Source organism: Serratia sp. OLAL2, assembly GCF_002752475.1.
Lineage (GTDB): Bacteria > Pseudomonadota > Gammaproteobacteria > Enterobacterales > Enterobacteriaceae > Serratia > Serratia bockelmannii.
The window spans coordinates 136,007-159,031 of the sequence record NZ_MSTL01000003.1 but is presented as its reverse complement, the minus strand read 5'-3'; the positions used below and the strand labels follow the sequence as shown (position 1 = coordinate 159,031).

Below are 23,025 nucleotides of genomic sequence, written 5' to 3'. Positions count from 1 at the left end.
GGAATTGACGTTCGTGCATCGGTCAGTGACTGGTGCACGAACGCTCATCAGTTTCGTGGTGAGATGATCAGGCTGGCGACCCCTTTCTGTTCGATAATTTCCAGCATTCTGAGTGCGGCTCCCTGGGGTTTTACCGCGTTACGTTCCCATTTTTGTACGCTGGTGGTCGACATGTTGACCACGGCCGCTAAATCGGCCTGGCTCAAGCCGAGCCGTCTGCGCAGCATTTTGATGCGTGCGCCGTCCATTTGATCATGCTGCTCACGCTGGGCATGTTGTTCCTGCGCCTGTACTCGTGTGGCGATGTTGCGTACGGTATCGTCTGACACCGCACCGATCTCATTAAAACGCTGTGCCATTTTTTGCAGTCTGAGCAGGCGATTATCAGTCATCGCATTTCACCTCTCGCAAGTAGCCGCTATCGATGGCTCGTTTGATAATTTCCGGCGGCATGGCAAGAAAATCTCTGGCGAGCTCGCGATAGGTTGCCAATTCATCATCGTTGATTTCTTTTGCACCGTTCTGTTTTACGGTGTTTTTCAGCCATCCATCAATAAAATACTGATGACGACCGCGTTTAAACGCCACGATGGATCGAGCACCACCCCGTTTACCCCGATTGAGCGAAATACGTTTCTTGTAGACGCCGCCGCCCAGATCGCCGTCATGGTTACCGTGTGCGAGTTCGTGAGCCGCGGTGCAAATCTTTTGATCGACGATGCGATTTTTCTTCATCAATTTGTCGAAATCATCCGTGACGAAAATGTCCATTTTGGCACCGCCTGTCCCTGTGAGTCATCATAGCGACTATAGTCTCAATGACCACATTGCTCAATACTTGAACAGCTTAGCGGCGTGAGGGGCACCGGTAATAAAACGCTGGTGAAATTCCTGCTCTTCCTGCCACCCGCTTTGTCGCCCGATCGCCACAAAAACTGACCAACTCGCTATAAACTGCCGCCCGGATCCGTTAGAATTAGCGGTTCCAATGGCATTCCGCCATCGACGACATCAACGTAAAAGAACGAAACCATGTTTGAAATTAACCCGGTAAAAAACCGAATTCAGGACCTGTCCGAGCGGACTGCGGTTCTTAGGGGGTATCTTTGACTATGATGCCAAGAAGGAACGCCTAGAAGAAGTCAACGCCGAGCTGGAGCAGCCGGACGTTTGGAACGAGCCGGAGCGCGCACAGGCGCTCGGCAAAGAGCGCGCCGCGCTGGAAGCCATCGTTGAAACCATCGATCAGCTGGAGCAGGGCGGCGAAGACGTCGGCGGGCTGCTGGAACTGGCGGTGGAAGCCGACGACGAAGAAACCTTCAACGAAGCGGTCGCCGAGCTGGATCAACTGATGAGCAAGCTGGATCAGTTGGAATTCCGCCGCATGTTCTCCGGCGAATACGACAGCGCCGACTGCTACCTGGATATCCAGGCCGGCTCCGGCGGCACCGAAGCGCAAGACTGGGCCAGCATGCTGCTGCGCATGTACCTGCGCTGGGCCGAAGCCAAGGGCTTCAAGACCGAAGTGATCGAAGAATCCGACGGCGACGTCGCGGGCCTGAAATCGGCCACCATCAAGATCATCGGCGACTACGCGTTCGGCTGGTTGCGCACTGAAACCGGCGTGCATCGCCTGGTGCGCAAGAGCCCGTTCGATTCCGGCGGCCGTCGCCACACCTCGTTCAGCTCGGTGTTCATCTACCCGGAAGTGGACGACGATATCGATATCGAAATCAACCCGGCGGATCTGCGTATCGACGTGTACCGCGCCTCCGGTGCGGGCGGTCAGCACGTCAACAAAACCGAATCCGCCGTACGTATTACTCACCTGCCAACCAACATCGTGGTGCAGTGCCAGAACGATCGTTCTCAGCATAAGAACAAGGATCAAGCGTTTAAACAGCTGCGAGCCAAGCTGTACGAGTTTGAGATGCAAAAGAAAAATGCTGATAAGCAGACGATGGAAGACAACAAGTCCGACATCGGCTGGGGCAGCCAAATCCGTTCTTACGTGCTGGATGACTCCCGCATCAAGGATTTGCGCACCAACGTCGAAACGCGTAACACGCAGGCCGTACTGGATGGCGACCTGGATAAATTCATTGAGGCAAGTTTGAAAGCCGGGTTATGAGGAATAGAAATGTCTGAACAACAAGTACAGGGCGCCGATCAGGCGCTGGATCTCAATAACGAACTGCAGTCCCGCCGCGAGAAGCTGGCCGGCCTGCGTGAGAACGGCATTGCGTTCCCGAATGACTTCCGTCGCGATTCCACCTCCGACAAACTGCACGCCGCGTACGGTGATAAAGACAACGAAGAGCTGGAAGCGCTGGGCGTAGAAGTGACCGTCGCCGGCCGTATGATGACCCGCCGCATTATGGGCAAGGCATCCTTCGTTACGCTGCAGGACGTGGGCGGCCGCATTCAGCTGTACGTCGCGCGCGACGATCTGGCTGAAGGCGTGTACAACGAGCAGTTCAAGAAGTGGGACCTGGGCGATATCCTCGGCGCGCGCGGCAAGCTGTTCAAAACCAAGACCGGCGAACTGTCGATCCACTGCACCGAGCTGCGTCTGCTGACCAAAGCGCTGCGCCCGCTGCCGGACAAATTCCACGGCCTGGCAGATCAGGAAACCCGTTACCGCCAGCGTTACCTGGACCTGATCGCCAACGAAGAATCGCGCAACACCTTCAAAGTGCGCTCGCAGGTGATGTCGGCTATCCGCAACTTCATGGTGGAACGCGGCTTCATGGAAGTCGAAACCCCGATGATGCAGGTGATCCCGGGCGGCGCGTCCGCGCGTCCGTTCATCACGCATCACAATGCGCTGGATATCGACATGTACCTGCGCATCGCGCCGGAACTGTATCTGAAGCGTCTGGTGGTCGGTGGCTTCGAACGCGTGTTCGAAATCAACCGCAACTTCCGCAACGAAGGCGTTTCTCCGCGTCACAACCCAGAGTTCACCATGATGGAACTCTACATGGCTTACGCGGATTACAAAGACCTGATCGAGCTGACCGAGACCCTGTTCCGCACCCTGACCGAGAAAGTGCTGGGCACCTCTCAGGTGCAGTACGGCGACGAAGTGTTCGACTTCGGCAAGCCGTTCGAGAAGCTGACCATGACCGAGGCGATCAAGAAATACCGTCCGGAAACCGATCTGGCTGACCTGGCCGACATGGGTAAAGCGGTGGCCATCGCCGAATCCATCGGCATCAAGGTTGAGAAGAGCTGGGGTCTGGGCCGCGTCGTGACCGAGATCTTCGAAGAAGTGGCGGAAAGCCATCTGATTCAGCCAACCTTCATCACCGAGTACCCGGCTGAAGTGTCGCCGCTGGCGCGCCGCAACGACGTGAACCCGGAAATCACCGACCGCTTCGAGTTCTTCATCGGCGGCCGTGAAATCGGCAACGGTTTCTCCGAGCTGAACGACGCCGAAGACCAGGCGCAGCGCTTCGCCGATCAGGTGAACGCCAAAGACGCCGGCGACGACGAAGCGATGTTCTACGACGAAGACTACGTCACCGCGCTGGAGCACGGCCTGCCGCCGACCGCCGGTCTGGGCATCGGTATCGACCGTATGGTCATGCTGTTCACCAACAGCCACACCATCCGCGACGTGATTCTGTTCCCGGCGATGCGCCCACAGAAATAATCGCGTTTAGCGTGTAACAACCGGTGCGGGCGACTGCGCCGGTTTTTTTTCGTCTACGGGACTTAACCGCTTAAAACATCGACAGTTACGCGCCATCTCCGCTTGCCCGCCGCCGATAACCGGTTATAATGCCTGTCGCACACCGATGCGGGTGTAGTTCAATGGTAGAACGGCAGCTTCCCAAGCTGCATACGAGGGTTCGATTCCCTTCACCCGCTCCAAAACCTCCGTAAACATCACCCCATTGAGCTATAACCGTTTTCAGAAAAGCTGATTCTCAACGATTGCATCACCGTTTGGTGTGGGTTGACGTGTGAGACGAGCAAGCCGCTGGCCTGGCATCTTACCGCGATAACACAACGCGCCATCCAGTCCTGATGCGGGTGTGAGCCACCGTTGCTGCCCACACCGCGCCATTGCCGCTTAGCTCCATTTCTGTTTAGCCCCGGAGGGGAGGAGATTGTCCGTTTCTTCGCAGGAGCGATCGCATTCTTTCGGCAGCAGGAAGGTGATACTTCCCGCCAGCAGCAGCGATGCCGCCAGCGCGCAAACCGCGACGTTCTGTCCGTACACATAAATCATGACGCCTACCAGATAGGGGCCGCAGAACCCACCGAGGTTGCCCAGCCCGTTGATCACCCCGCGTGCGCTGCCCGCCACTTCTGCCGTCGCAATGCGTCCGGGAATTGACCAGAAGGGGCTGGTCGCCGCTTTAAGGAAGAAGCCGCACACCACCAACGCGATATAGGCGGCCACCACGTGCTCATGCAGGATCACCGAGGCTATCAGCGCCGCCGCAAAACAGTACAGGGAGATCCTGACCCACAAACGGCGTTTACCGCTGCGATCGCTGAACATCGAAATCACATAAATCCCCGCCAGAGTGGCAACAAACGGCAGGATCGCCAATACCCCAACATTGGCCATGCTGCCACCGGTCAGGTTTTTCAAGATGGTGGGCAGCCACAACGTATATCCATAGTCTCCGGTCTGGTAAAAGAAATTCAGCACGACCAGGCGCATCAATCCCTTGTTGCGAAACACCGCTTTTAACGGTGCTTTTGCCGCCGGCACCATCCCTTCTCGCGCTTTGCGCTCCCGGGCCAGTTCGGTCAATAAATAGTCGCGTTCCTTCGCCGGCAGCCAACGCGCCTCTTCCGGACGGTCACTGATCACCAGCCACCAAATGGCCAGCACCACGACCGACAACAAGCCTTCGATAATGAACAGCCAGCGCCAGTCGAGAGTGGCAATAATCGCGCCGGAAACTGGGGCAGTCAGCATCCCCCCTAGTGGGGCAAACATCATGACAAAGGCATTGGCCCGGCCCAGTTCTTTTTCCGGGAACCAATTGCTGACCATGGTCAGCACGACGGGCAACATTCCTCCTTCGGAGATCCCGAGAATAAAACGCAGCGCGAGCAGCTGATATTCATGGGTGACAAAGCCGGTGGCGATAGAGACAATCGCCCAGGCCACGAGCGACCAGGCGATAAAACGTTTCCCGCTACCGTAAACCGCAAGTCGTCCGCCAGGGATTTGCAGAAATAAATAACCAATAAAAAATATCCCACTGGCCACGCCAGCCATTTGGCTGGTAATACCTAAATCCTGTTCCATGCCGCCCGGCAGAGCAAAGCTGATATTAACGCGATCCATAAATGAAATAATGCAGGTGACAAGGATCGGCGCGATAACCCGCAGCCAGCGAGTTCCTGGTATTTTATCGGTCATAGTAATGCCTCGATGATATCCGCCACGATAAGCGGATATTTTGTTAGGCTGAATAAAAATGATGGTGCGCCATTCAGGCGATCATTTTTATTGAATTAAGCCAGGAATATCCTGATGGGAAAAATAACCTGCGAGATTATCCAAAACGGATTGGCTCATTCCCTGGCGGGTTTCTACGGTAGCGCTGGCCACGTGGGGCTGAAGCAAAACATTCTCGAGCGCAAAGAACGCTGTCGGGACATGGGGCTCGTTTTCAAACACATCCAGAGCGGCCCCGGCGATAACATGATTTTGTAACGCCTTTATCAGCGCCGCCTCATCGACCAGGCTGCCGCGGGCGATATTGATAAGCCAGGCACGATCGGGCATGGCGTTAAATACGCTGGCATCAATAATCCCGCGGTTTTCCGCACTGCCAGATGCCGCGATCACCAGGAAATCACTCTGCGCTGCGAGCGTGTGCAGATCGGCGCACCACGGGTAATCCAGGTCGTCTTTGCGCCGGCGGTCAGTATACAGGATGGTCATATCGAAGCCTTTCGCCCGGCGGGCGATGGCTTGGCCAATATTCCCCATGCCAAAAATACCGATGCGCTTACCGCTCACTTTGGTCGCCAGCGGTGGCGGCGTCGTTTCCCAGCGGCCTTCGCGTACAAAACGGTCTCCTTGGCAGAGGCGGCGGCTGGCGGACAGCATTAGCCCCATCGCCAGATCGGCCACATCATCGGTCAGCACGCCGGCGGTGATCCCGACGCTGATATGGCGTTCCCGGGTGTAGTTGAGGTCGATAGCGTCAGTTCCCACGCCAAAAACAGCAATCATGCCCGCCTGCGGCAGCTGCTCCAGCGTCTCCCGGGTTACCCCCACGTCACCACGGGTGACCACCGCCTGAACGTCTGCGCCATGGCGAGCCAGGAAGGCTGGAATATCTGATTGTTCATAGAGACGGAATACCCGGTAACTGGCGTCCAACGCGGCCTGTAAAGCATCCATCACCGGCGCGATAAGTAAAATGGTAGGTTGAGTGTCAGTGTGCATCGTTGCGATCCTGTCTGAAAACAATAGGGGATATCCTGTATCAGACGTTTTTTTACCGCTTATTATTGCGATCTACATCACGCCAAAGAGTGTTAAAAAAGCATGTTACTGCTGGCGTGATCTCGTGTGCAATTTCGTGGCTTCTGTCGATTATTATCGGGGGCGATAGCCCGTTATGCCCGTAGGCGGAGAGTGTGAAATCGGTCGATTCTGGTGAAAAGGGTGAATAGCCAGTGATTTTCTGCCGTGGATCACAGGATAAGTAACGCTGTTTCGTAACACTTAATTAAGTGACTTTTGTCACAGTTTTAAACGGCTAAAAACCGTGAGATAGGCCATGACTTATTTCACCATACCGAATGGCCTTTCAGGTGGAGTTTACTCACAGTGGTGATAGGTTGTAAATATTAGAAACAAAGCGGTTTGCTTTGTTGTTTATTCATAGTGACGCCCGTAGAACGATCTAATAGTGATTCTGCCGTAATTACGCCGAGATTGCGTGTTGCCATAACACTATCCAACCATTGTTTTTGTCGGTGAAATACCGAGCCGATATTGACCAGAGAAAATATTATGATTATTGATGCTTTAACCACTGCCGTAAATAATAGGTTCTATCCGGCGGCCATCCGTAAAATGCTGGCCAGTATTATTGAAAATGAGCCGTACAATTTACCTGTCGGGCACTATCAGGTGCAGGGTAAACAGATGTTCTTTAACGTCGTTGAAGGGGAAACCAAACTATTGGCCGACCAGAAGCCAGAGTTTCATCGCCAGTATCTGGATATCCATCTTGTCCTGGAAGGGAAAGAAGTGATTGGCGCCGGGGTTCTGGGGCTACCTCTGCCCCTGAGTGAGCCGTTTAACGAGGCGCACGATCTTGGGTTTAGCCCGGCGATCCCCGGTGAGACTCTCATCCACCTGCAACCCGGTGAACTGGCTGTTATCTTCCCGGGTGAGTTGCACCGCCCGATGAGTACCTGCACGGCACCGGCAGCTCTGCGTAAAATTGTGGCGAAAATCGACTGCGCCCTGCTGACGTAGCAAGACGTTCAGCGGCGGCTGGTATCGCGACTTCAGGCTGCCCGGCGGAAAGCCTCGCTCATCCGCTGTCTGCAGCGATTCCGAAGAATACGCCTTTCCCGTCAAAGCCATAGCCCCTAATTTTTAAAGATTGAGTTGGGTTGAATAAATTTACGGCAGAGATTACGCCGTATTATTTACAGGGATATTTTCTTCAGGTTCACATTACATCCTTAAAGGCCGTGAGTTTACCTCTGTAGTCGATGTAGCCAATCTCATAACGCCTTGATCTTTTAATGCGGTTCCTCCCCATTGGCACAATTTTTTATTTTGGTTTGCCTGCGTTCTGATAGATATTAAAAAAACTATATAAAAATAAATTATTTTGGAGCTAACAATGTCGTTGCAAATCGTGCTTACCCGCAGGGAGGCGCTGGGAAAAATGGTGGGCGTCATCGTCGCCGCCAGCCTGTTGCCTTATTCAAATATAACCTATGCCGAACGGGCACAAATTGCCGCCTCGCCCGTTGAATACGCGCAATTTTTGCAAATTTCGAGAAAAATTACCGAGTTTGACGATTTGGACGTCACCCTCTCCGCCCGCTATTTTTCCGCACTGCGCGAACATTTTCCGCAGTTGAACTCGCAACTCAACGCCCTGTTCACCCTGAGCCAGCAAGCTACCGATGCGGAAACCTTGAACCGACATGCGATTGAACAGGGGCAGAGGGAGCTTATTCAGGCCATCGTGACCGCGTGGTATACCGGAACCGTAGATCCTTCAAGCGCCGAGCAGGGTCAGTTGATTACCTATAAAGAGGCACTGATGTATCGCACGGTTCAGGATGCCCTGATCGTGCCGACCTGGTGCAATTTTGGCCCGCTGTGGTGGACCGGCCTGCCGCCGGGCGTTACCCGCCAACCTTCCATTCCCGCAACAGATTTGCCTGCCGTAGCCGATAAAAAATATGAGGACCGCGTGTGAAAAGCCCAATAATTAATGCTTCCGGCGATGCAGAGGCCGATGTCGTCATTGTCGGTTCCGGTATTGTGGGCGGTCTGATGGCGGATGCTTTGGTGAGCCAGGGCTACTCGGTGCTGGTACTTGAAGCAGGCCCGCGCATTGAGCGCGCACAGGCTGTGGAAAACTGGCGCAATATGCCACTGCACAATCGTGCGGGGTCGGATTTTCAGGGGCTTTACCCGCAATAGGAGTACGCCACCGCGCCGCTCTATTTCCCGGAGAACGACTATATCAAACTGACCGGCCCCAATGGCTCTGGCTTTAAACAGGGCTATTTGCGTGTGGTGGGGGGAACCACCTGGCACTGGGCCGCTTCTTGCTGGCGCAACCATCCCAATGATTTTCGCATGAAATCTCTCTATGGCGTGGGGAGAGACTGGCCTATTTCTTACGAAGATATCGAACCGTGGTACGCGAAAGCCGAAGAGGAAATAGGCGTTGCCGGCCCGAATAATCCGGAGTGGCAGTCCCCTGCGGAACGCAGCGGGCCTTACCCGATGGACATGGTGCCCTGGGCCTACGGCGACAGACGCATTGCTGAGATTGTTAATCCTCACGGTTTTAAATCGGTGCCCATTCCGCAAGGCCGCAGCACCCGGCCCTGGAATGGACGGCCCACCTGCTGCGGCAATAACAATTGCCAGCCGATTTGCCCGATCGGGGCGATGTACAACGGTATTCACCACGTTGAACGGGCCGAACACAAGGGGGCGAAGGTGATCCCTGAAGCGGTGGTGTACAAAATTGACACCGACGACAATAACCGCGTCACCGCCGTTCACTGGTATGACACGGCGCACAACTCCCATCGGGCGATCGGTAAAACGTTCGTTCTGGCCTGCAATGGGATTGAGAACCCGCGCTTGCTGCTGCTGGCGGCCAACGAAAAGAACCCGAACGGCATCGCGAACAGCTCGGATCAGGTGGGACGCAACATGATGGATCACTCGGGCCTGCACTGCTCCTTCCTGGCGCGAGAGGCCCTGTGGGTTGGCCGCGGCCCGGCGCAGAGCAGCTGCATGGTGGGGTATCGTGACGGCGCGTTCCGCAGCGACCACTCCGCCAACAAGATCATCATCAACAACATCAACCGGGTGATCCCCTCCGCCCTTGAAGTCCTGAAAACGGGCAAGGTCGGCAAGGCGCTGCAGGATGAAGTGCGCGATCGCGCCAGCCGCTCGGTGGATCTCTCCATCAGCCTGGAACCGCTGCCGGACCCGAACAACCGTCTGACCCTGAGCCCCACTCGCAAAGACAAGCATGGCCTGGCCTGCCCGGACATCCACTACGACGTCGGCGATTACGTGCGCAAAGGGCTGGAAGTGGTCAAAGCCCAGCTACGGCAGATTGGCGACTTGTTCGATGCGCAAGAGTTTGTGATTAACGACAAGCTGAATGCCAACAACCACATTATGGGCGGCACGATCATGGGCAGCGACCCCACGAACTCGGTGGTGAACGGTAATTGCCGCGCTCACGATCACGACAACCTTTGGATCCCGGGTGGAGGCGCCATGGTTTCAGCCAGCGTTGTCAACACCACGTTGACGATGGCGGCGCTTGGACTCAAGGCGGCCAATGACGTACTTCGAGCCCTGGAGAGCAAATGAATAAAATCACCCACGCGCTGGCAGCGACGCTGCTGCTGGGAAGCGGTTTTGCGGCGCATGCCCAGGACGGCGATCTGATCGCTAAAGGGCAAGCGCTGGCTATCGCCTCGGACTGCATGGCCTGCCATACGAATACGCAGCAGCAGGGTAAACCTTTTGCCGGGGGGTACGGCATCGCTTCCCCTATGGGCACTATCTACGCCACCAATATTACTCCATCGGTAAAATACGGCATCGGCGGCTATTCCGAAGCGGCGTTTGCCGACGTGCTGCGCGCCGGGATCCGGAAAGATGGGGCGTATCTCTATCCGGCCATGCCCTACACCGCCTACACCCGTCTGAGTGATGACGAGATCCACGCTCTGTATACCTATTTCATGCATGGCGTTGCCCCGGTCGATGAGCCGGCCAAGCACCAAACCGATCTGCCGTTTCCGTTCAACATCCGCCTCTCCATGGCGGTGTGGAACAGGCTTTATTTGGACAATCGGCGCTTCACTCCGGATCTGACGAAAGGTGAGGCGTGGAACGAAGGGGCCGCGCTGGTGCAGGGCCCGGCTCACTGCGGAACCTGTCATACGCCGCGTAATGTGCTGATGGCGGAAGACAATTCGCGCTTCCTGATGGGGGCATCGTTGGGCTCTTGGTACGCGCCGAATATCACCGCAGATCGCCAAGAAGGGATCGGTGGCTGGAGCGAGCAGGAGTTAGTGGCCTACCTGAAAACCGGTCGGGCGGAAGGGCGCGCGCAAGCGGCGGGGCCAATGGCTGAAGCCGTTGAGCACAGCTTCCAATACCTGACCGACCGGCAGCTGCAGGCGATAGCGACTTACCTGAGGACCGTACCGTCACAGGGCGATGAGCGCCAGGGCAATAGCTTTAGTCAAGCGCATTACAACGTTGAGCACCATCTCCGCGGCATCAATTCGCCCAACGCCAACCACACGCTCAATAGCGGCGAGGCGCTCTACAGCGGCTACTGCGCCAGTTGCCATCAGCCGGATGGCAGCGGCAGTTTGAACCAGGCCTACCCTTCGCTGTTCAACAACTCCACCACGGCCGCGAGCAATCCGTCAAACCTGATTGCCGTCATTTTGCAGGGGGTTGATCGCCGGGTTGACGGTAAGCACGTCCTGATGCCGAGCTTTGGCGCCGGTTCCTATGTCGGAGAGCTGACGGATAAGCAGGTTGCCGATATCGCTAACTTCGTGCTGCAGAAATACGGCAACAGCACGCTGAGCGTGACTGAGGCCGACGTGAGTGAGGTGCGCGCCGGGGGCCCGAAACCGCTGTTGGCGCGCGCACAGCCGATGATTCTGCCTGGCATGGCCGTCGCGGCGGTCGTCATTATTCTGCTGGTCCTATTCTGGCTCCGCCGCCGCAAGGCACGTTAAGGGGGCGTTCGGTCAGGTGGGTGGCGCCATCTGGCCGAATCTCTGGCCGGGATAACGAGAGATGGTCTTCTGGCGAAGCGGGCAGTGATGGCCAATGATAAAGTCACTGGCAGGGGCAAGCTATATTGTCTCCCCCATTGACAGGCGGAAGTGGAGATCGACACGTTCAATGGTCGGCAGCCCTTTAATTTTTTTTATTATGATTTCTGTCGCCACTTTCCCCATCTCATACCGTGGCGTCAGTACGCTGGCTAACCGAGGAGTAATGATCTGCCCGATCTCAAGACCGTGAAATCCGGCAATGGCCATTTGCGCTGGCACGCTGATACCGTTTGCCAGACATTCCTGTAACACGCCCACGGCCAGATCGTCGTTGGTACAGAGAATACCGTCCATATCCGGATACATCTGGCTCGCAAGCGTCATCATCCCTGTTCCAATCGAAATGGAAGAGATCTTATTGGGGGAGATACGACCGGTAGGTAAATCATGGTTAGCCATTGCCTGACAGTATCCCGTATAACGCTGTTCATCGCGGATATCAGACATTGAACCAAAATAGATAATGCGTTTTTTACCGCTGGCCAGCAGCATGGTGGTCATATCGTAGCCGGCTTTCACATTATCAAAACCCACGTTAATTCGATCTGTATTGCCTGACAGCCCCATGATTTCAGCAACGGGTATTTTTGCCGTCTTCAGGAATTTTTCCGCCCGCAAACTATGGACCGACTCGGTCAGCAGCAGCCCTTTTATCTTAAAAGCCAGGATCGCGGCAATTTGCTCCTCTTCGCGTTTGCTGTTGTAGTCATAATTGACGACCAGCGTCTGATAACCCTGTATAGACGTCACGGATTCAATGCCGGCGAGGACATCAGCAAATATCAGATTGTTAAAAGAAGGAACCAGAACGCCGATGAGGGGAGGGCTATTGGAATAGAGGGCGGGATTGTCGGGATCGGCCTGATAGCCGACTTCCTCGATAACGGCGGCAATGCGCGCAGCTGTTTCCGGTTTAACCCTGTCCGGCGTGCGCAGATAGCGACTGACCGTCATTTTGGTTACACCCGCCAGTACAGCAATGTCATTTAACGTAATTCGCTGCGACTTCACCATTCATACTCATCTGACCCAGACCGTGTTTGTCATTATGCCCACTGCTGAGTCAAAAGAGAATGCGTGCAATGCGCTACCTCCGGCGTATCCGGTGACAACCGCACGATGCGCCGATCCCGGCTTCTTTTGCCGTTCCAGCATGAGTATGTTCATTATCCCCGCATTTCGTAACGGAGTGAAAGAAAGGCACGCATCAGCGTGCCGTGGACTCTCATGGAAGAAAAGGCGGGCAGTTTGATTCCTTTTCGTCCGCTCAACCCGCTCAATAAGGTGAGCGGGCGATGTGGCCGGGTTAACTGAGAATATCTTCGGCGATCACGTTGAACAGCGTATCGATCTCGCCTTGAGTGTTGTAGTGCATCATGCCGATGCGCAGCACGCCGCCGTCCTGCAACCCCAGCTGTTGCACCAAGCCCAACGCATAGAAATGCCCGCTGCCGGCGCAGATGTTGTGCTGCCCGAGGCGGCGGGCGATTGCGTCAGGCGTATGGCCGCTGAAGGTCAGGGCGAAGGTCGGTGTGCGGCGCGCGCTGTCCGCCTGGGGATTGCCATAAAGCCGCACCCCGTCGAGCTGCTGCAGCCGTTGCAGGAAGTGGCGGCACAGCGCCTCTTCATGCTGGTGGTAGGCGGCGAAGCTCTCCTGCAAACGCTGCCTTAACGGCGCGCCCGGCGTCCCCCACTGCGCCAGATATTCGACAGCGGCCGCGACGCCGGCCAGCGCTTCGAAACTCTGAGTACCGGTCTCGAAACGGCCGGGGCCGACGTCGGTGGCCGGCTCGACTTTGTACGGACGCAGGCGCTGCAGCCACTGCGGCGCGATGTAGGCCATGCCGACGTGCGGGCCAAAGAACTTGTAGGCGGAGCACACCAGGAAATCACAGCCCAGCGCCTGTACGTCGATCAGGTTATGCGGGGCGTAATGAACGGCGTCGACATACACCTGCGCACCGACCCGATGCGCGGCTTCGACGATGGTTTTGATATCGACAATGCTGCCGGTGACGTTGGAGGCGTAGCTGACCGCCACCAGGCGGGTGTTGGCATTGATGCGCTCACACACTTTCGCGGCATCCAATGCGCAGTCGGCGCTCTCGAGCGGTATCTGATGCACCACGGCCCCTCTGTCGGCAGCGGCCTGCTGCCAGCTGGAGACGTTGGCGTAGTGATCCAGCGCGGTGACGATGACCTCATCGCCGGCCTGCCAGTCGCGGCTGATGATGCGGCTGAGATGAAAAGTCAGCGTGGTCATGTTCATGCCGAAGACGATGGTGTCGGCCGACGGGGCATTTAACAAGGCGCGCACCGATTCCCGCGCCTGGCCCATCACCTCGCCGGTGACTCGGCTGGAGAAGTAGTGGCCGCCCAGGTTGGCGTTGTATGCCCCCAGGTAATCCGTCATTTTTTCCAGCACGCCCCGTGAAACCTGCGCACCGCCGGGGCCGTCGAAAAAGATCGCCGGTTTGCCGTCGATTAGCTGGGACAGGGCGCTGAACTGGCGGCGGGCGAGCTCGGGAGTAAAGGTCATGCTTTCTCTCCCCGTGCGGTGAGGACGAAGAGGTCCAAATGGCCTTCTTCTGTTGGGCTCACGGCGTTGATCGGCGTGGCGTTGTGCCACAGTTTGCTGTCCGCCAGCAGCACGGCTTCGCCGTCCGCCAGCGCTTTTTTAAAGAAAGGATCGTGGTGGCTGTCGTCATACAGCATGATTTCACCGCCGACGATGTTGTGCCGGTGAATGGCGATCATCGCGATGTGGTCGAAACCGTCCTGGTGAATGCCTTCCGGCGCCACCTGGGTGTCTTTCTCGATGGCGACCACGCGCATCTGGTGGATCTCTATCTCGGCGCCTTCCGGCAGTTCGTTGCTTTCTGCAAACAGGTTGCACATCTCTGCCATGCCGGCGCTCTGCAACACGGCGCTGTCGATAGGTTCGAAGCGGCGCACCACGTTGCCCTGAAAGTGGTTGATCTGATCCGACTGCATGAAAGTGCGCGGCCCCACTTCGGCGACGTTGGGGTTGAGGTATTTGACGACCGAGTAACGGCGCAGGCGATATTTTCCGTCGGCGTGTTGCGTGTGGGGCAAGGAGGAAAACGATGGCATCAGCTGTTGGGTGGCTTGCGGGCTTAGTACAGTCATACTTATTACGTTTTCGTGTTTCTGTAACATAATCACCTCTAATAATAATAATTTCTGATGTTGTAGGGGGTAATTCGATTGAATTGTAGACGACTCTATAACCAACGCAATTTGGCGGTGGCGAGGTGTGACGGCGGTCGTAAAGTGGGGTGAACAGTAGAGAGGATGAGCGAAAGGGAATGCCGGTATGAAGCGGGTCATTCAGCAAAATAAGCGCTAACGGGGGGAGAATTCATGCGCAAGCATAACGTGACCAAGGTTACGCTTTCAGGGATAACTCTCATGAATATGAGGTGCTTTACTATAATTCCGGGACAGAGTGACCGCAGTGGCATTGCCTGGTTGTTGAAAGAACAATCTTCAATTCCCCCTGAATAAGGACTCCGATCATGCAGCATGTCAGAAAATTCGTCATTTCCTGCCTGTTTGCGTCGATAATGTTCCCCGGCATGGCCTTCGCGGAAGATCCCCCCGTGACACCGTTGGCTACCGGGATCGTCAGCAGCGGCGTAGCCGAAGCGCAAGTGACCGAGGCCGTGCGCCACGGTGAAATCCTGACCATCAAAGTGCGTTTCAAAGGGTTGAAAGACAACCTTAATGGACAAGGCTTGTATAGCAGTCTGGATAAAAGCAGCCTTGAGAAATCCTTCTATATTCTGGTGGGTAATAAAAAATACCTGCTGCTTACCGATAGCAATAATGTCCCACTGGCCTCTCCCAGCGTGTCATTCAGCTCAAGTTCAGGCATTCCCTATGTCGCCACCTGGTTTGGCAGCTTCCCTGCGCCTCCACCTGATGTGAAAGAGGTGTACCTGACGATCGCCAACGTCGAGCCGCTCGGGCCGATAGCCATTACGGATCGTTGAGCGATGAACGGCCTCAGGAAAGCCGCCTGTGTGGGTGGGATATTAGCCTTTGGGTTGGTGTCATTGGGTTCATGGGCTGACAGCGGAGAGCCGGCATCCGTGGGGAAACCGGTGATACTCGATCTTAAGGCCACCCGGCTGGGTTTGGTTGGTTTGCCTTCGGGGCTGAATGCCGGCGTCCTTGATCTGCAGAGTAAGGCAGCGGATTTGGCTAAACAATCCGCCGACATTTCCGTCAGAGACAGCAAAAATGCCGTAACGTTATCGATGCGCAGCGATGTCCTGTTCGCCTTCGACAGCGATGCGATTGCTGCTAAAGCGGAGCCTGCGCTGCAACAGGTGGCGCAATTTATCGCGGCCGAACCGGTAGGGAACGTGGTGATCGAGGGACACACCGATGCGGTGGGCAGCGATAAATATAATCAGGATCTGTCGCTGCGACGCGCACGTGCGGTGGCTGTTTGGCTGATCGCACATGGGGTAGAAAAATCTCGTCTGAGTGAACGGGGAAAAGGGGAGGCTGAACCGGTGGCTTCCAACGACACGCCGACGGGCCGGGCCAAGAATCGGCGGGTTGACTTCGTGTTGCCGAAAACCGTTGCCGCCGGTTAACCCCGCGTCGGTGGACGTTTCTTTTGCCAGAGCCGCTTTTAAACGGGCTCTCCTGCTGACTGCTTGTAGGGCGTGGAGCCGGTGACGTTAATGATTGATGAACATAATCGCGTCGCCAAAAGCCTGTATCCCACTTTCGGCTTTCGCTTTAGCGACCCCGACAAAATGCGGGGTCAGAACGTCTCGAAATACAGCTCGCGCAACAGCCAGGAGATTTCGTTATTGGTGCGGTTCAGGACGTCTATTCTGTGAACTCCTATCGCTTCTGCGCGCAGATCGAGCAGCAAGTTGCGAATCTGCCGGAATAACGGGGTTTGCGGGTTGGGTTTGGCCAACTGCTGTCCACACAGTTTGATACCGGCGTCGCAGCCGGTGGCGATGTCCGTCAGGCAGCACGGGCAGGTGGTTTTTTGGCGCGCCATATTGCGGCATTGTTGCCCGATTACCTGATTGAAATGGCGTAATTGCAGGCAGACTTCCCGCGAGTTCAACGGGTTGGAATGGGTTGTCATCGGTTTCAGCTCCCTTGTCTGCGCCTATATTGGCACTTACCGATGAAGATAACCACGGACAAGCCGAGGGGGTATCGCCTTGTTTTGTCTAGAAGCAACGAAAGCGATGAGGCCCGCGATGGCGGGCCGGTAGAGTCAGGCGCGTTTAAACAGATTCGCCGCCTGGAACAGCGCAAAGGAACTGACCAGCATCTCGATGCCGACGATCGCCGTCACCAGCGTGACCGACGCCGCCGGGCCTGAACCGATCAGCATCCAGGCGATGATCAAATCGAGCACGCCGATAACGAACTGCAGCCAGTTGCCCGGCAATCCGCGGCGCATATAGCCAGCCGCCAGGCGGGCGATGCCGCCGAGCGCGAACAGCACGGCGAGGTACACTGCCAGCGCCAGAATGCCCGCCAGCGGGCTGGTGATGAACACATAGCCGATAATCAGGTAGGCCACACCCAGCAGAATGCCGCCGATCATCGGCCAAGTATTCTGCGCTCGGTTGGCGATCATGGCGATAATCAGCCCGGCGCCGCTCAACAGCAGCAGGACGCCGACCACGATGCTCAGCGCCGCGCCGGAGGCGAAAGGATTAACCAGGCACACTATACCGCCCGCCAGCAGCAGGAAGGCGATGATCAGCAGGGTGGTGCGTTGCTTTTTGAGCAGTTCTTCGCTCAGGAGGGGCAGATTATTGCGATCAAGGTTTAGCATGTTACAGCTCCATTCTCTTTGTTGCGATCCTCGGGGGCACTCTATTTTTCCGAGTGCTCTATTATAGTAGTCACTTTTTAATCACTGCGGTAAATCCGGCGTGGCGTTTATGCTTGGTAGCGGCGTGTTATTCGGCCAGTTCATCAACGATGAAATCAATCAGCGCTCTTACCGAAGGGGGGAGTCCTTGTCTGGAAGGGTAAAACGCGACAATCTTGTGTTGTTCCAATGTCCAGTCGTCGAGCAGCGTTTTCAGGCTGCCGTCGAGCAGTTCCTGGCGGGCTAATTTCAGCGGCAGGCAGCCAACACCGACGCCTTTTACGATCGATTCCTTGATCAGGCGAATGTCATCGCACACCATGCGCGACTCGTTGTTTATTTTGACTTCGCGATCGGCTTGTTGAAACGTCCAGGCGGCCTGAAGATGGGTCGATAACCACCCGACCGTTGGCAAACTGGAGAGATCTTCGGGCGTATTGATACTTTGGTACTGAATAGTTGCAGAGGGGGCGACCATAAATGCGGTGGGCACAGCGCAAATTCGACGCATCACCAAGTTGCTGTTTTTGGGCTCATCGGCGATGAGTTTTAATGAGAGGTCATACCCTTCAGAAATAATATCCACGTTGCGATTAAATATTTTCACATGCAAATTGACCTTGGGGTATTGCAGCATGAATTTCGCCAGGACTTCCGTTAGGCCAAGATCCAGGAGAATGTTTGAGCAGGTTAGTTTTATTTTTCCAGTGGGTTTTTCGCTTTTGTTAATAATGAGGCATTCCGCTTTCTCTGCGGTGCTAATCATCTGCAGGCAGTACTGATAATATTCTTTTCCTATATCGGTGACCATGAGGTTTCGCGTTGAACGCTGAATAAGTCTGACATTGAGCCTTTTTTCCAAATTGGATATTCGTCTTGATAGCGTCGATTTGGGTATACCAAACTTCTTACTGGCGGAAAGAAATCCACCGCATTCAACTACTCTGGCAAACATAACCATCTCATTGAAATCTATCATATAAAGTTGACCTTCCCAGTGGTGAGATACTCATTCCCAATAATCGTTCTATTTACCCGGCTGGTTCATTGCTAGCCTGATGTCGGAGCGTTTGAAAGCATGCTACATGCTTGGAATGCATGGGGCGATCGGAATTTGATGATTTTGATGATAAAGGAGAAGGGAATGACTTTTAAATATAGCCGATTAGATAAGGCACAGGCCGCCGTGTTATTAGTCGATCATCAGACGGGGCTACTGTCCCTGGTTAGAGATCAGGATCCGGATAAATTCAAAAATAATGTTTTGGCGCTGGCCGATCTGGCTAAATACTTCAATTTACCGACGATACTGACCACGAGTTTTGAAAACGGACCGAACGGCCCTTTGGTGCCAGAGCTAAAGCAAACGTTCCCTGACGCCCCCTATATTGCTCGTCCCGGCAATATCAATGCCTGGGATAATGAAGATTTCGTCAAGGCGGTAAAGGCCACGGGCAAGAAACAACTGATCATCGCCGGCGTGGTGACCGAGGTTTGCGTGGCGTTTCCTGCGCTCTCTGCGTTGGAAGAGGGGTATGAGGTTTTCGTCATCACCGACGCATCCGGCACGTTCAATGCGATTACGCGCGATGCGGCTTGGGATCGCATGTCCCAGGCCGGCGCGCAGCTGATGAGTTGGTTTGGCGCGGCGTGCGAATTGCACCGCGATTGGCGAAATGATATCGAAGGGTTGGGGAACCTGTTCTCTCAACATATCCCTGACTATCGCAATCTGATGACCAGCTTCAGTTTGCTGACCTCAGGTAAACAGTAACCCCGGCATCGCTGCATGATTTGGCGCCTTATGGCGCCATTTTTCCTCCCGCCGATCGTGCCGCAGCGGCCTCCGTGCCAGTTGTTTTCCGATAGTTGCCTCTTTCCCGCTTTTTGACTGACCCGGCGCAAATGTTACACTGTGCGGCTGACGCGTATCAGAACCGAAAAGACGATTGGGGACAGGATTTGAGCACAGGAAGCAAGCTGGCGAGGTGGCGCCGCATCGCGGTGTGTCTGACATTGGGGCTATTGTTGGCCGGGTGTTCGGGTAAAAATACCTACAACCGTGACTACGACAAACTGCCGAAGGGCAGCTACACCGGCAAGTCTTACACCGTCAAACGGGGCGATACGCTGTACTACATCGCCTGGATCACCGACAGCGAAGTCAGCGATCTGGCCAGAATCAACAAGATACGCCCGCCTTATAGCCTGGAAGTGGGGCAAAAGCTGCGGCTGAGCGGCAGCGCGCCGACCAAAACCGCCGCCACGCGCCGTAAAACGTCTTCCTCCGCGATCGCCAAGCAAACGCCGCCGCCGGGCGCCGCACGTTGCTGGCGCTGGCCGACCAGCGGCCGGATCGTGCAGGCGTACTCCAATGCCGATGGCGGCAACAAGGGCATCGACATCGCCGGTAAGCGCGGCCAGCCGATCTATGCTTCCGCCAAGGGCAAAGTGGTGTACGTCGGCAACCAACTGCGCGGCTACGGCAACCTGATCATGATTAAGCACGGTGAAGACTTTATTACCGCCTACGCGCACAACGACACCACGCTGGTGCGCAACGGCCAGGATGTGAAAGCGGGGCAGAAGATTGGCACCATGGGCAGCACCGGCACCGATTCGGTGTTCCTGCATTTCCAGATCCGCTACCGCGCCACCGCGCTCGATCCACAGCGCTATCTGCCGCCGCAGGGATCGTCGCCGTCCTGTTAACATTAATCCGGCTCCTTACGGGGCCGGATGTCAGCTATTTCAGTGGCAGATAAAGATCGGTCACCAGTTCATATTCCGCCACCTCGTGCACGAAGTTGTGGTAGTGGAAATAGAGCGGAAAGTCACGCAGCTCCTCGCCGCTGGCCGGCAACCACTCGCGGTACAGATAGTGGGCACTTTCCGAGAGCCCATCCAGCGAGCCGTGATGGCGCAGCACCGCGCAGCGTCCGGCCGGCAGCGTGCCGTTCACCACGCCAGAGGCGTTGTCCTCCGGGATCGGTGCAGTGACCTCGCCGCAAATGAAGAAGTGGAAGTCTTGCGCGTCGGTGGTGGCCGGATCGTGCGGTGCGATGCCGTAAGTGCGGCTGCTTCTGACCGGCGACAGGCCGCTGGTTTTGCGCCACTCGATAAAGCGTGCGGCGGTTTCGTTGACCAGCGCGGGCGGGCCGCTATGTTCGATCATCGCCACTGGCGTGGCCGGGAAATCGACAATGTCTACCTTCATGGGTTGTTTCCTTTTGTGTTTCGGTTCGGGAAAGCGCTGCTGCCAATCGATCCAGGCCGGCTGTTTGCGAAACTGGCTCGGCGTTTGGCTGAACGCCTGTTTGAAGGCGCGGCTGAAGGACTCCGGGTTTTGAAAACCGGCGTCCAGCGCGATGTCAATCACCGGCTCCAGCGGGTTATACGCCAGGCGGTAAGAGGCGCGTTTAAGCCTCATCCACTGGATATAACGCCACACCGAGATGCCGCAATACGCGCTAAACTGGCGTTGAAAGTGAAAGCGCGAAAAATGGGCCACTTCGCTCAGCGTGTCGACGGTAAGCGCCTCGTCCAGGTGGCGGTCGATATAGTCAAAGACCTGCGCAAAGCGCTTTGCATACGTCTGGGTCATGTGATTGTCTCCTCCATGCCTGAACTTTGCCCGAGTCGCTGCTGCTTCTCCTGACGGATGATGCTGAGTTGCCACCGCAGGAAAACGGAATGGCTGCGGCGTTCGCCGCCGGCCAGGCCAAACTCATAACCCCCGCGCGGCCATGCGCCGCGAGCCCGACCGAGAAGATGAATATTACATGATGGACCGTTCCCGTTTGCTGAAATTCCTACTGCCCTACCTGTGGCCGAAAGACAACCCGCGGCTGCGGGGGTATCTGGTGGTGGCCTTCGTGTTTATGGTGGCGGCCAAGGTCAGCACCACGCTGGTGCCGCTGGCCTACAAAGCGATGGTCGATGCGCTGAGCGGCGAGACGGCGAAAATGCTGGCGGTGCCGCTGGGGCTGATTATCGCCTACGGCGTGGCGCGGGTGGGCGGTGCGCTGTTTGAGGAGCTGCGCAACGTGATGTTTATCCACGTCAGCCAGAACGCCACGCGCCTGTTGGGCGTGCGGGTGTTTCGCCAGCTGCATGCGCTGAGCCTGCGCTTTCATCTGGAGCGCCAGACCGGCGGGCTGTCGCTGTCTATCGAGCGCGGCACCCAGGCGGTGTCCACGGTGCTGTCGCGATTGTTGTTCTCCATCGTGCCGATCCTGTTCGAGCTGACGCTGGTCACGGCGATCATGTGGCATATGCTGAACGGCTGGTTCGCGTTGGCGATCCTGACCACGGTCGGCTGCTACATCCTGTTCACCGTGCTGGCGGTGAGCTGGCGCACCCGCTTTCGCCGCGAGCTCAACAAGGCCAACGCCGACGCCAACAGCAAATCCATCGACAGCCTGCTGAACTATGAGACCGTGAAGTACTTCGGCAATGAAGCGTTCGAGGCTGAGCGCTTCGATCTGTCGCGCCGGCTGTACGAATACGCCGCCATCAAGAACCAATTCAGTTTTACCGCGATCAACCTGGGGCAAACCGCCATTATCTCGATCGGGCTGATCGTGATGATGGCCATGGCGGCGCAGGGCATTACGCAGGGGACGATGACGGTCGGCGACTTCGTGCTGGTCAACGCCTACCTGTTGCAGCTGTACCAGCCGCTGAACTTCTTCGGCTTTATCTACTCGGAGGTGCGCCAGGCGCTGATCGACATGGAGAACATGTTCGATCTGCTGCAGGAAAAGCGTGAGATCGTCGATAGCCCGGATGCGCAGCCGCTGCGCCTCGACCGCGGCGAAGTGCGGTTCGACGCGGTCAGCTTCGGTTACGACACGCGCCGGCCGATCCTCAAGCAGGTGAGTTTTACCATTCCGGCAGGCCACACGGTGGCGGTGGTCGGCGCCTCCGGCGCGGGCAAGTCCACGCTGTCGCGCCTGCTGTTCCGCTTCTACGACGTGCAGGGCGGCGCCATTACCCTCGACGGCCAGGACATTCGCCAACTGACGCAGGCCAGCCTGCGGCAGGCGATCGGCATCGTGCCGCAGGATACGGTGTTGTTCAACGATACGCTGCGCTATAACATCGGTTACGGCAAAACCGGCTCCAGCGATGAAGACATCGAGCGGGCGGCGCGGCTGGCGCATATCCATGATTTTATCGTCGGTCTGCCAGACGGTTACGACACCCGGGTGGGCGAGCGCGGGCTGAAGCTGTCGGGCGGTGAAAAGCAGCGGGTGGCGATCGCGCGCACCATCCTGAAAAATCCGGCCATCCTGGTGTTCGACGAGGCGACCAGCGCGCTGGATACCCAGACCGAGCGCGAAATCCAGGGGCATCTGCGCGAGGTGAGCCGCAACCACACCACGCTGGTGATCGCCCACCGGCTCTCCACCGTGGTGGATGCCGATGAGATCATCGTGCTGGAGGCGGGGGAGATCGTCGAGCGCGGGGGGCATGAGGCGCTGTTGGCGGCGAACGGCCGCTACGCTGCCATGTGGCAAACCCAGTACAGCGAAGAGCAGGAACCGCGCTGACGC

21 protein-coding genes, 1 tRNA gene and 1 pseudogene are annotated in these 23,025 nt (G+C 56.4%); 12 read left to right on the top strand and 11 right to left on the bottom strand.

The window, feature by feature from the left end; translation table 11 throughout:
* Nucleotides 1–47: 47 nt before the first annotated feature.
* Nucleotides 48–392, bottom strand: coding sequence for a helix-turn-helix domain-containing protein (locus tag BVU99_RS04265; RefSeq protein WP_025304117.1), 345 nt, complete (start codon nucleotides 390–392; stop codon nucleotides 48–50).
* Nucleotides 385–771 carry a type II toxin-antitoxin system RelE/ParE family toxin gene (locus BVU99_RS04260; RefSeq protein ID WP_099817452.1) on the bottom strand — a complete coding sequence of 129 codons (387 nt, stop codon included), beginning with the start codon at nucleotides 769–771 and terminating at the stop codon, nucleotides 385–387. Before BVU99_RS04260 ends, BVU99_RS04265 begins: the two co-directional genes overlap by 8 nt.
* 261 nt (nucleotides 772–1,032) lie before the next feature.
* On the opposite strand from BVU99_RS04260, the gene prfB reads away from it, so the two are divergent.
* From prfB to BVU99_RS04245, 3 genes are all read left to right on the top strand, one after another.
* A protein-coding gene (gene prfB, locus BVU99_RS04255) for a peptide chain release factor 2 (RefSeq protein WP_096242572.1) occupies nucleotides 1,033–2,131 on the top strand; the annotation gives its coding sequence in 2 pieces (ribosomal slippage) (nucleotides 1,033–1,107 and nucleotides 1,109–2,131; 1,098 coding nt in all).
* 9 nt (nucleotides 2,132–2,140) lie between these two features.
* Nucleotides 2,141–3,658, top strand: coding sequence for a lysine--tRNA ligase (gene lysS / locus BVU99_RS04250; RefSeq protein WP_004931697.1), 1,518 nt, complete (start codon nucleotides 2,141–2,143; stop codon nucleotides 3,656–3,658).
* Nucleotides 3,659–3,805: 147 nt separating this feature from the next.
* Nucleotides 3,806–3,879, top strand: a tRNA-Gly gene (locus BVU99_RS04245).
* Between the two features lie 202 nt (nucleotides 3,880–4,081).
* Here BVU99_RS04245 and BVU99_RS04240 read toward each other — a convergent pair.
* Nucleotides 4,082–5,392: an MFS transporter gene (locus BVU99_RS04240; protein WP_099817453.1), complete on the bottom strand. Its 1,311-nt coding sequence runs from the start codon at nucleotides 5,390–5,392 to the stop codon at nucleotides 4,082–4,084.
* A gap of 87 nt (nucleotides 5,393–5,479) precedes the next feature.
* Nucleotides 5,480–6,430 carry a 2-hydroxyacid dehydrogenase gene (locus tag BVU99_RS04235; protein ID WP_049206133.1) on the bottom strand — a complete coding sequence of 317 codons (951 nt, stop codon included), beginning with the start codon at nucleotides 6,428–6,430 and terminating at the stop codon, nucleotides 5,480–5,482.
* Between the two features lie 573 nt (nucleotides 6,431–7,003).
* Here BVU99_RS04235 and BVU99_RS04230 point away from each other — a divergent pair.
* The 4 genes and pseudogenes from BVU99_RS04230 to BVU99_RS04215 all read left to right on the top strand — a co-directional run bounded on the left by BVU99_RS04230 (nucleotide 7,004) and on the right by BVU99_RS04215 (nucleotide 11,481).
* Complete coding sequence (locus BVU99_RS04230) at nucleotides 7,004–7,474, top strand: YhcH/YjgK/YiaL family protein (RefSeq protein ID WP_025304114.1); 471 nt, start codon at nucleotides 7,004–7,006, stop codon at nucleotides 7,472–7,474.
* Between the two features lie 376 nt (nucleotides 7,475–7,850).
* Complete coding sequence (locus tag BVU99_RS04225; RefSeq protein WP_049206132.1) at nucleotides 7,851–8,438, top strand: sugar dehydrogenase complex small subunit; 588 nt, start codon at nucleotides 7,851–7,853, stop codon at nucleotides 8,436–8,438.
* Nucleotides 8,435–10,087: pseudogene (locus BVU99_RS04220) on the top strand (GMC family oxidoreductase). The gene BVU99_RS04225 and the pseudogene BVU99_RS04220 overlap by 4 nt, the downstream one beginning before the upstream one ends.
* Complete coding sequence (locus BVU99_RS04215; protein WP_099817454.1) at nucleotides 10,084–11,481, top strand: cytochrome c; 1,398 nt, start codon at nucleotides 10,084–10,086, stop codon at nucleotides 11,479–11,481. Before BVU99_RS04220 ends, BVU99_RS04215 begins: the two are co-directional and overlap by 4 nt.
* Nucleotides 11,482–11,601: 120 nt before the next feature.
* Here BVU99_RS04215 and BVU99_RS04210 read toward each other — a convergent pair whose 3' ends face one another.
* The 3 genes from BVU99_RS04210 to BVU99_RS04200 all read right to left on the bottom strand — a co-directional run bounded on the left by BVU99_RS04210 (nucleotide 11,602) and on the right by BVU99_RS04200 (nucleotide 14,733).
* Nucleotides 11,602–12,594 (bottom strand): LacI family DNA-binding transcriptional regulator, encoded by a 993-nt coding sequence (locus BVU99_RS04210; protein ID WP_025304110.1) that lies wholly within the window; start codon nucleotides 12,592–12,594, stop codon nucleotides 11,602–11,604.
* A gap of 295 nt (nucleotides 12,595–12,889) precedes the next feature.
* A complete protein-coding gene (locus tag BVU99_RS04205) occupies nucleotides 12,890–14,122 on the bottom strand; it encodes a cysteine desulfurase-like protein (RefSeq protein WP_089196227.1) in 1,233 nt (410 codons plus the stop codon).
* Entirely contained in the window at nucleotides 14,119–14,733 is a 615-nt protein-coding gene (locus tag BVU99_RS04200; protein ID WP_225735536.1) for a 2OG-Fe dioxygenase family protein, read from the bottom strand. The genes BVU99_RS04205 and BVU99_RS04200 overlap by 4 nt, the downstream gene beginning before the upstream one ends.
* Before the next feature lie 389 nt (nucleotides 14,734–15,122).
* Between BVU99_RS04200 and BVU99_RS04195 the strand changes: the two genes are divergently transcribed.
* Entirely contained in the window at nucleotides 15,123–15,599 is a 477-nt protein-coding gene (locus BVU99_RS04195) for a hypothetical protein (RefSeq protein WP_004931717.1), read from the top strand.
* 3 nt (nucleotides 15,600–15,602) lie between these two features.
* Nucleotides 15,603–16,211 carry an OmpA family protein gene (locus BVU99_RS04190; RefSeq protein ID WP_099817455.1) on the top strand — a complete coding sequence of 203 codons (609 nt, stop codon included), beginning with the start codon at nucleotides 15,603–15,605 and terminating at the stop codon, nucleotides 16,209–16,211.
* A gap of 173 nt (nucleotides 16,212–16,384) precedes the next feature.
* On the opposite strand, the gene BVU99_RS04185 is transcribed toward BVU99_RS04190, so the two are convergent.
* The 3 genes from BVU99_RS04185 to BVU99_RS04175 all read right to left on the bottom strand — a co-directional run bounded on the left by BVU99_RS04185 (nucleotide 16,385) and on the right by BVU99_RS04175 (nucleotide 18,422).
* Nucleotides 16,385–16,723: a hypothetical protein gene (locus tag BVU99_RS04185; RefSeq protein WP_025304105.1), complete on the bottom strand. Its 339-nt coding sequence runs from the start codon at nucleotides 16,721–16,723 to the stop codon at nucleotides 16,385–16,387.
* A 135-nt stretch (nucleotides 16,724–16,858) separates the two neighbouring features.
* On the bottom strand, nucleotides 16,859–17,428 hold the full coding sequence (locus BVU99_RS04180) for an HdeD family acid-resistance protein (protein WP_043142563.1): 570 nt from the start codon (nucleotides 17,426–17,428) through the stop codon (nucleotides 16,859–16,861).
* Nucleotides 17,429–17,555: 127 nt separating this feature from the next.
* Nucleotides 17,556–18,422: a LysR substrate-binding domain-containing protein gene (locus tag BVU99_RS04175; protein ID WP_158523427.1), complete on the bottom strand. Its 867-nt coding sequence runs from the start codon at nucleotides 18,420–18,422 to the stop codon at nucleotides 17,556–17,558.
* Nucleotides 18,423–18,611: 189 nt separating this feature from the next.
* On the opposite strand from BVU99_RS04175, the gene ycaC reads away from it, so the two are divergent.
* Both ycaC and actS read left to right on the top strand, forming a co-directional pair.
* The gene (ycaC, locus tag BVU99_RS04170; protein ID WP_060448426.1) at nucleotides 18,612–19,241 is read left to right on the top strand and encodes an isochorismate family cysteine hydrolase YcaC; all 630 of its coding nucleotides are present in this window, start codon (nucleotides 18,612–18,614) and stop codon (nucleotides 19,239–19,241) included.
* Between the two features lie 188 nt (nucleotides 19,242–19,429).
* Nucleotides 19,430–20,179: an amidase activator ActS gene (gene actS, locus BVU99_RS04165; protein WP_025304102.1), complete on the top strand. Its 750-nt coding sequence runs from the start codon at nucleotides 19,430–19,432 to the stop codon at nucleotides 20,177–20,179.
* Between the two features lie 34 nt (nucleotides 20,180–20,213).
* Here the strand turns inward: actS and BVU99_RS04160 are convergent, their stop codons facing one another.
* Entirely contained in the window at nucleotides 20,214–21,071 is an 858-nt protein-coding gene (locus BVU99_RS04160; protein WP_043142553.1) for an AraC family transcriptional regulator, read from the bottom strand.
* Between the two features lie 181 nt (nucleotides 21,072–21,252).
* Here BVU99_RS04160 and BVU99_RS04155 point away from each other — a divergent pair, with 181 nt between their 5' ends.
* The gene (locus BVU99_RS04155) at nucleotides 21,253–23,022 is read left to right on the top strand and encodes an ABC transporter ATP-binding protein/permease (protein ID WP_099817463.1); all 1,770 of its coding nucleotides are present in this window, start codon (nucleotides 21,253–21,255) and stop codon (nucleotides 23,020–23,022) included.
* The last annotated feature ends 3 nt before the right edge of the window (nucleotides 23,023–23,025 follow it).

Coding starts and splice junctions, on each gene's coding strand:
- BVU99_RS04260 (WP_099817452.1), bottom strand. CDS start 771: ATGGACATTTTCGTCACGGATGATTTCGACAAATTGATGAAGAAAAAT.
- BVU99_RS04175 (WP_158523427.1), bottom strand. CDS start 18,422: ATGTTTGCCAGAGTAGTTGAATGCGGTGGATTTCTTTCCGCCAGTAAG.
- BVU99_RS04240 (WP_099817453.1), bottom strand. CDS start 5,392: ATGACCGATAAAATACCAGGAACTCGCTGGCTGCGGGTTATCGCGCCG.
- BVU99_RS04200 (WP_225735536.1), bottom strand. CDS start 14,733: ATGACTGTACTAAGCCCGCAAGCCACCCAACAGCTGATGCCATCGTTT.
- lysS (WP_004931697.1), top strand. CDS start 2,141: ATGTCTGAACAACAAGTACAGGGCGCCGATCAGGCGCTGGATCTCAAT.
- BVU99_RS04230 (WP_025304114.1), top strand. CDS start 7,004: ATGATTATTGATGCTTTAACCACTGCCGTAAATAATAGGTTCTATCCG.
- BVU99_RS04160 (WP_043142553.1), bottom strand. CDS start 21,071: ATGACCCAGACGTATGCAAAGCGCTTTGCGCAGGTCTTTGACTATATC.
- BVU99_RS04185 (WP_025304105.1), bottom strand. CDS start 16,723: ATGACAACCCATTCCAACCCGTTGAACTCGCGGGAAGTCTGCCTGCAA.
- ycaC (WP_060448426.1), top strand. CDS start 18,612: ATGACTTTTAAATATAGCCGATTAGATAAGGCACAGGCCGCCGTGTTA.
- BVU99_RS04205 (WP_089196227.1), bottom strand. CDS start 14,122: ATGACCTTTACTCCCGAGCTCGCCCGCCGCCAGTTCAGCGCCCTGTCC.
- BVU99_RS04155 (WP_099817463.1), top strand. CDS start 21,253: ATGGACCGTTCCCGTTTGCTGAAATTCCTACTGCCCTACCTGTGGCCG.
- BVU99_RS04195 (WP_004931717.1), top strand. CDS start 15,123: ATGCAGCATGTCAGAAAATTCGTCATTTCCTGCCTGTTTGCGTCGATA.
- BVU99_RS04180 (WP_043142563.1), bottom strand. CDS start 17,428: ATGCTAAACCTTGATCGCAATAATCTGCCCCTCCTGAGCGAAGAACTG.
- BVU99_RS04190 (WP_099817455.1), top strand. CDS start 15,603: ATGAACGGCCTCAGGAAAGCCGCCTGTGTGGGTGGGATATTAGCCTTT.
- BVU99_RS04265 (WP_025304117.1), bottom strand. CDS start 392: ATGACTGATAATCGCCTGCTCAGACTGCAAAAAATGGCACAGCGTTTT.
- BVU99_RS04215 (WP_099817454.1), top strand. CDS start 10,084: ATGAATAAAATCACCCACGCGCTGGCAGCGACGCTGCTGCTGGGAAGC.
- BVU99_RS04235 (WP_049206133.1), bottom strand. CDS start 6,430: ATGCACACTGACACTCAACCTACCATTTTACTTATCGCGCCGGTGATG.
- BVU99_RS04225 (WP_049206132.1), top strand. CDS start 7,851: ATGTCGTTGCAAATCGTGCTTACCCGCAGGGAGGCGCTGGGAAAAATG.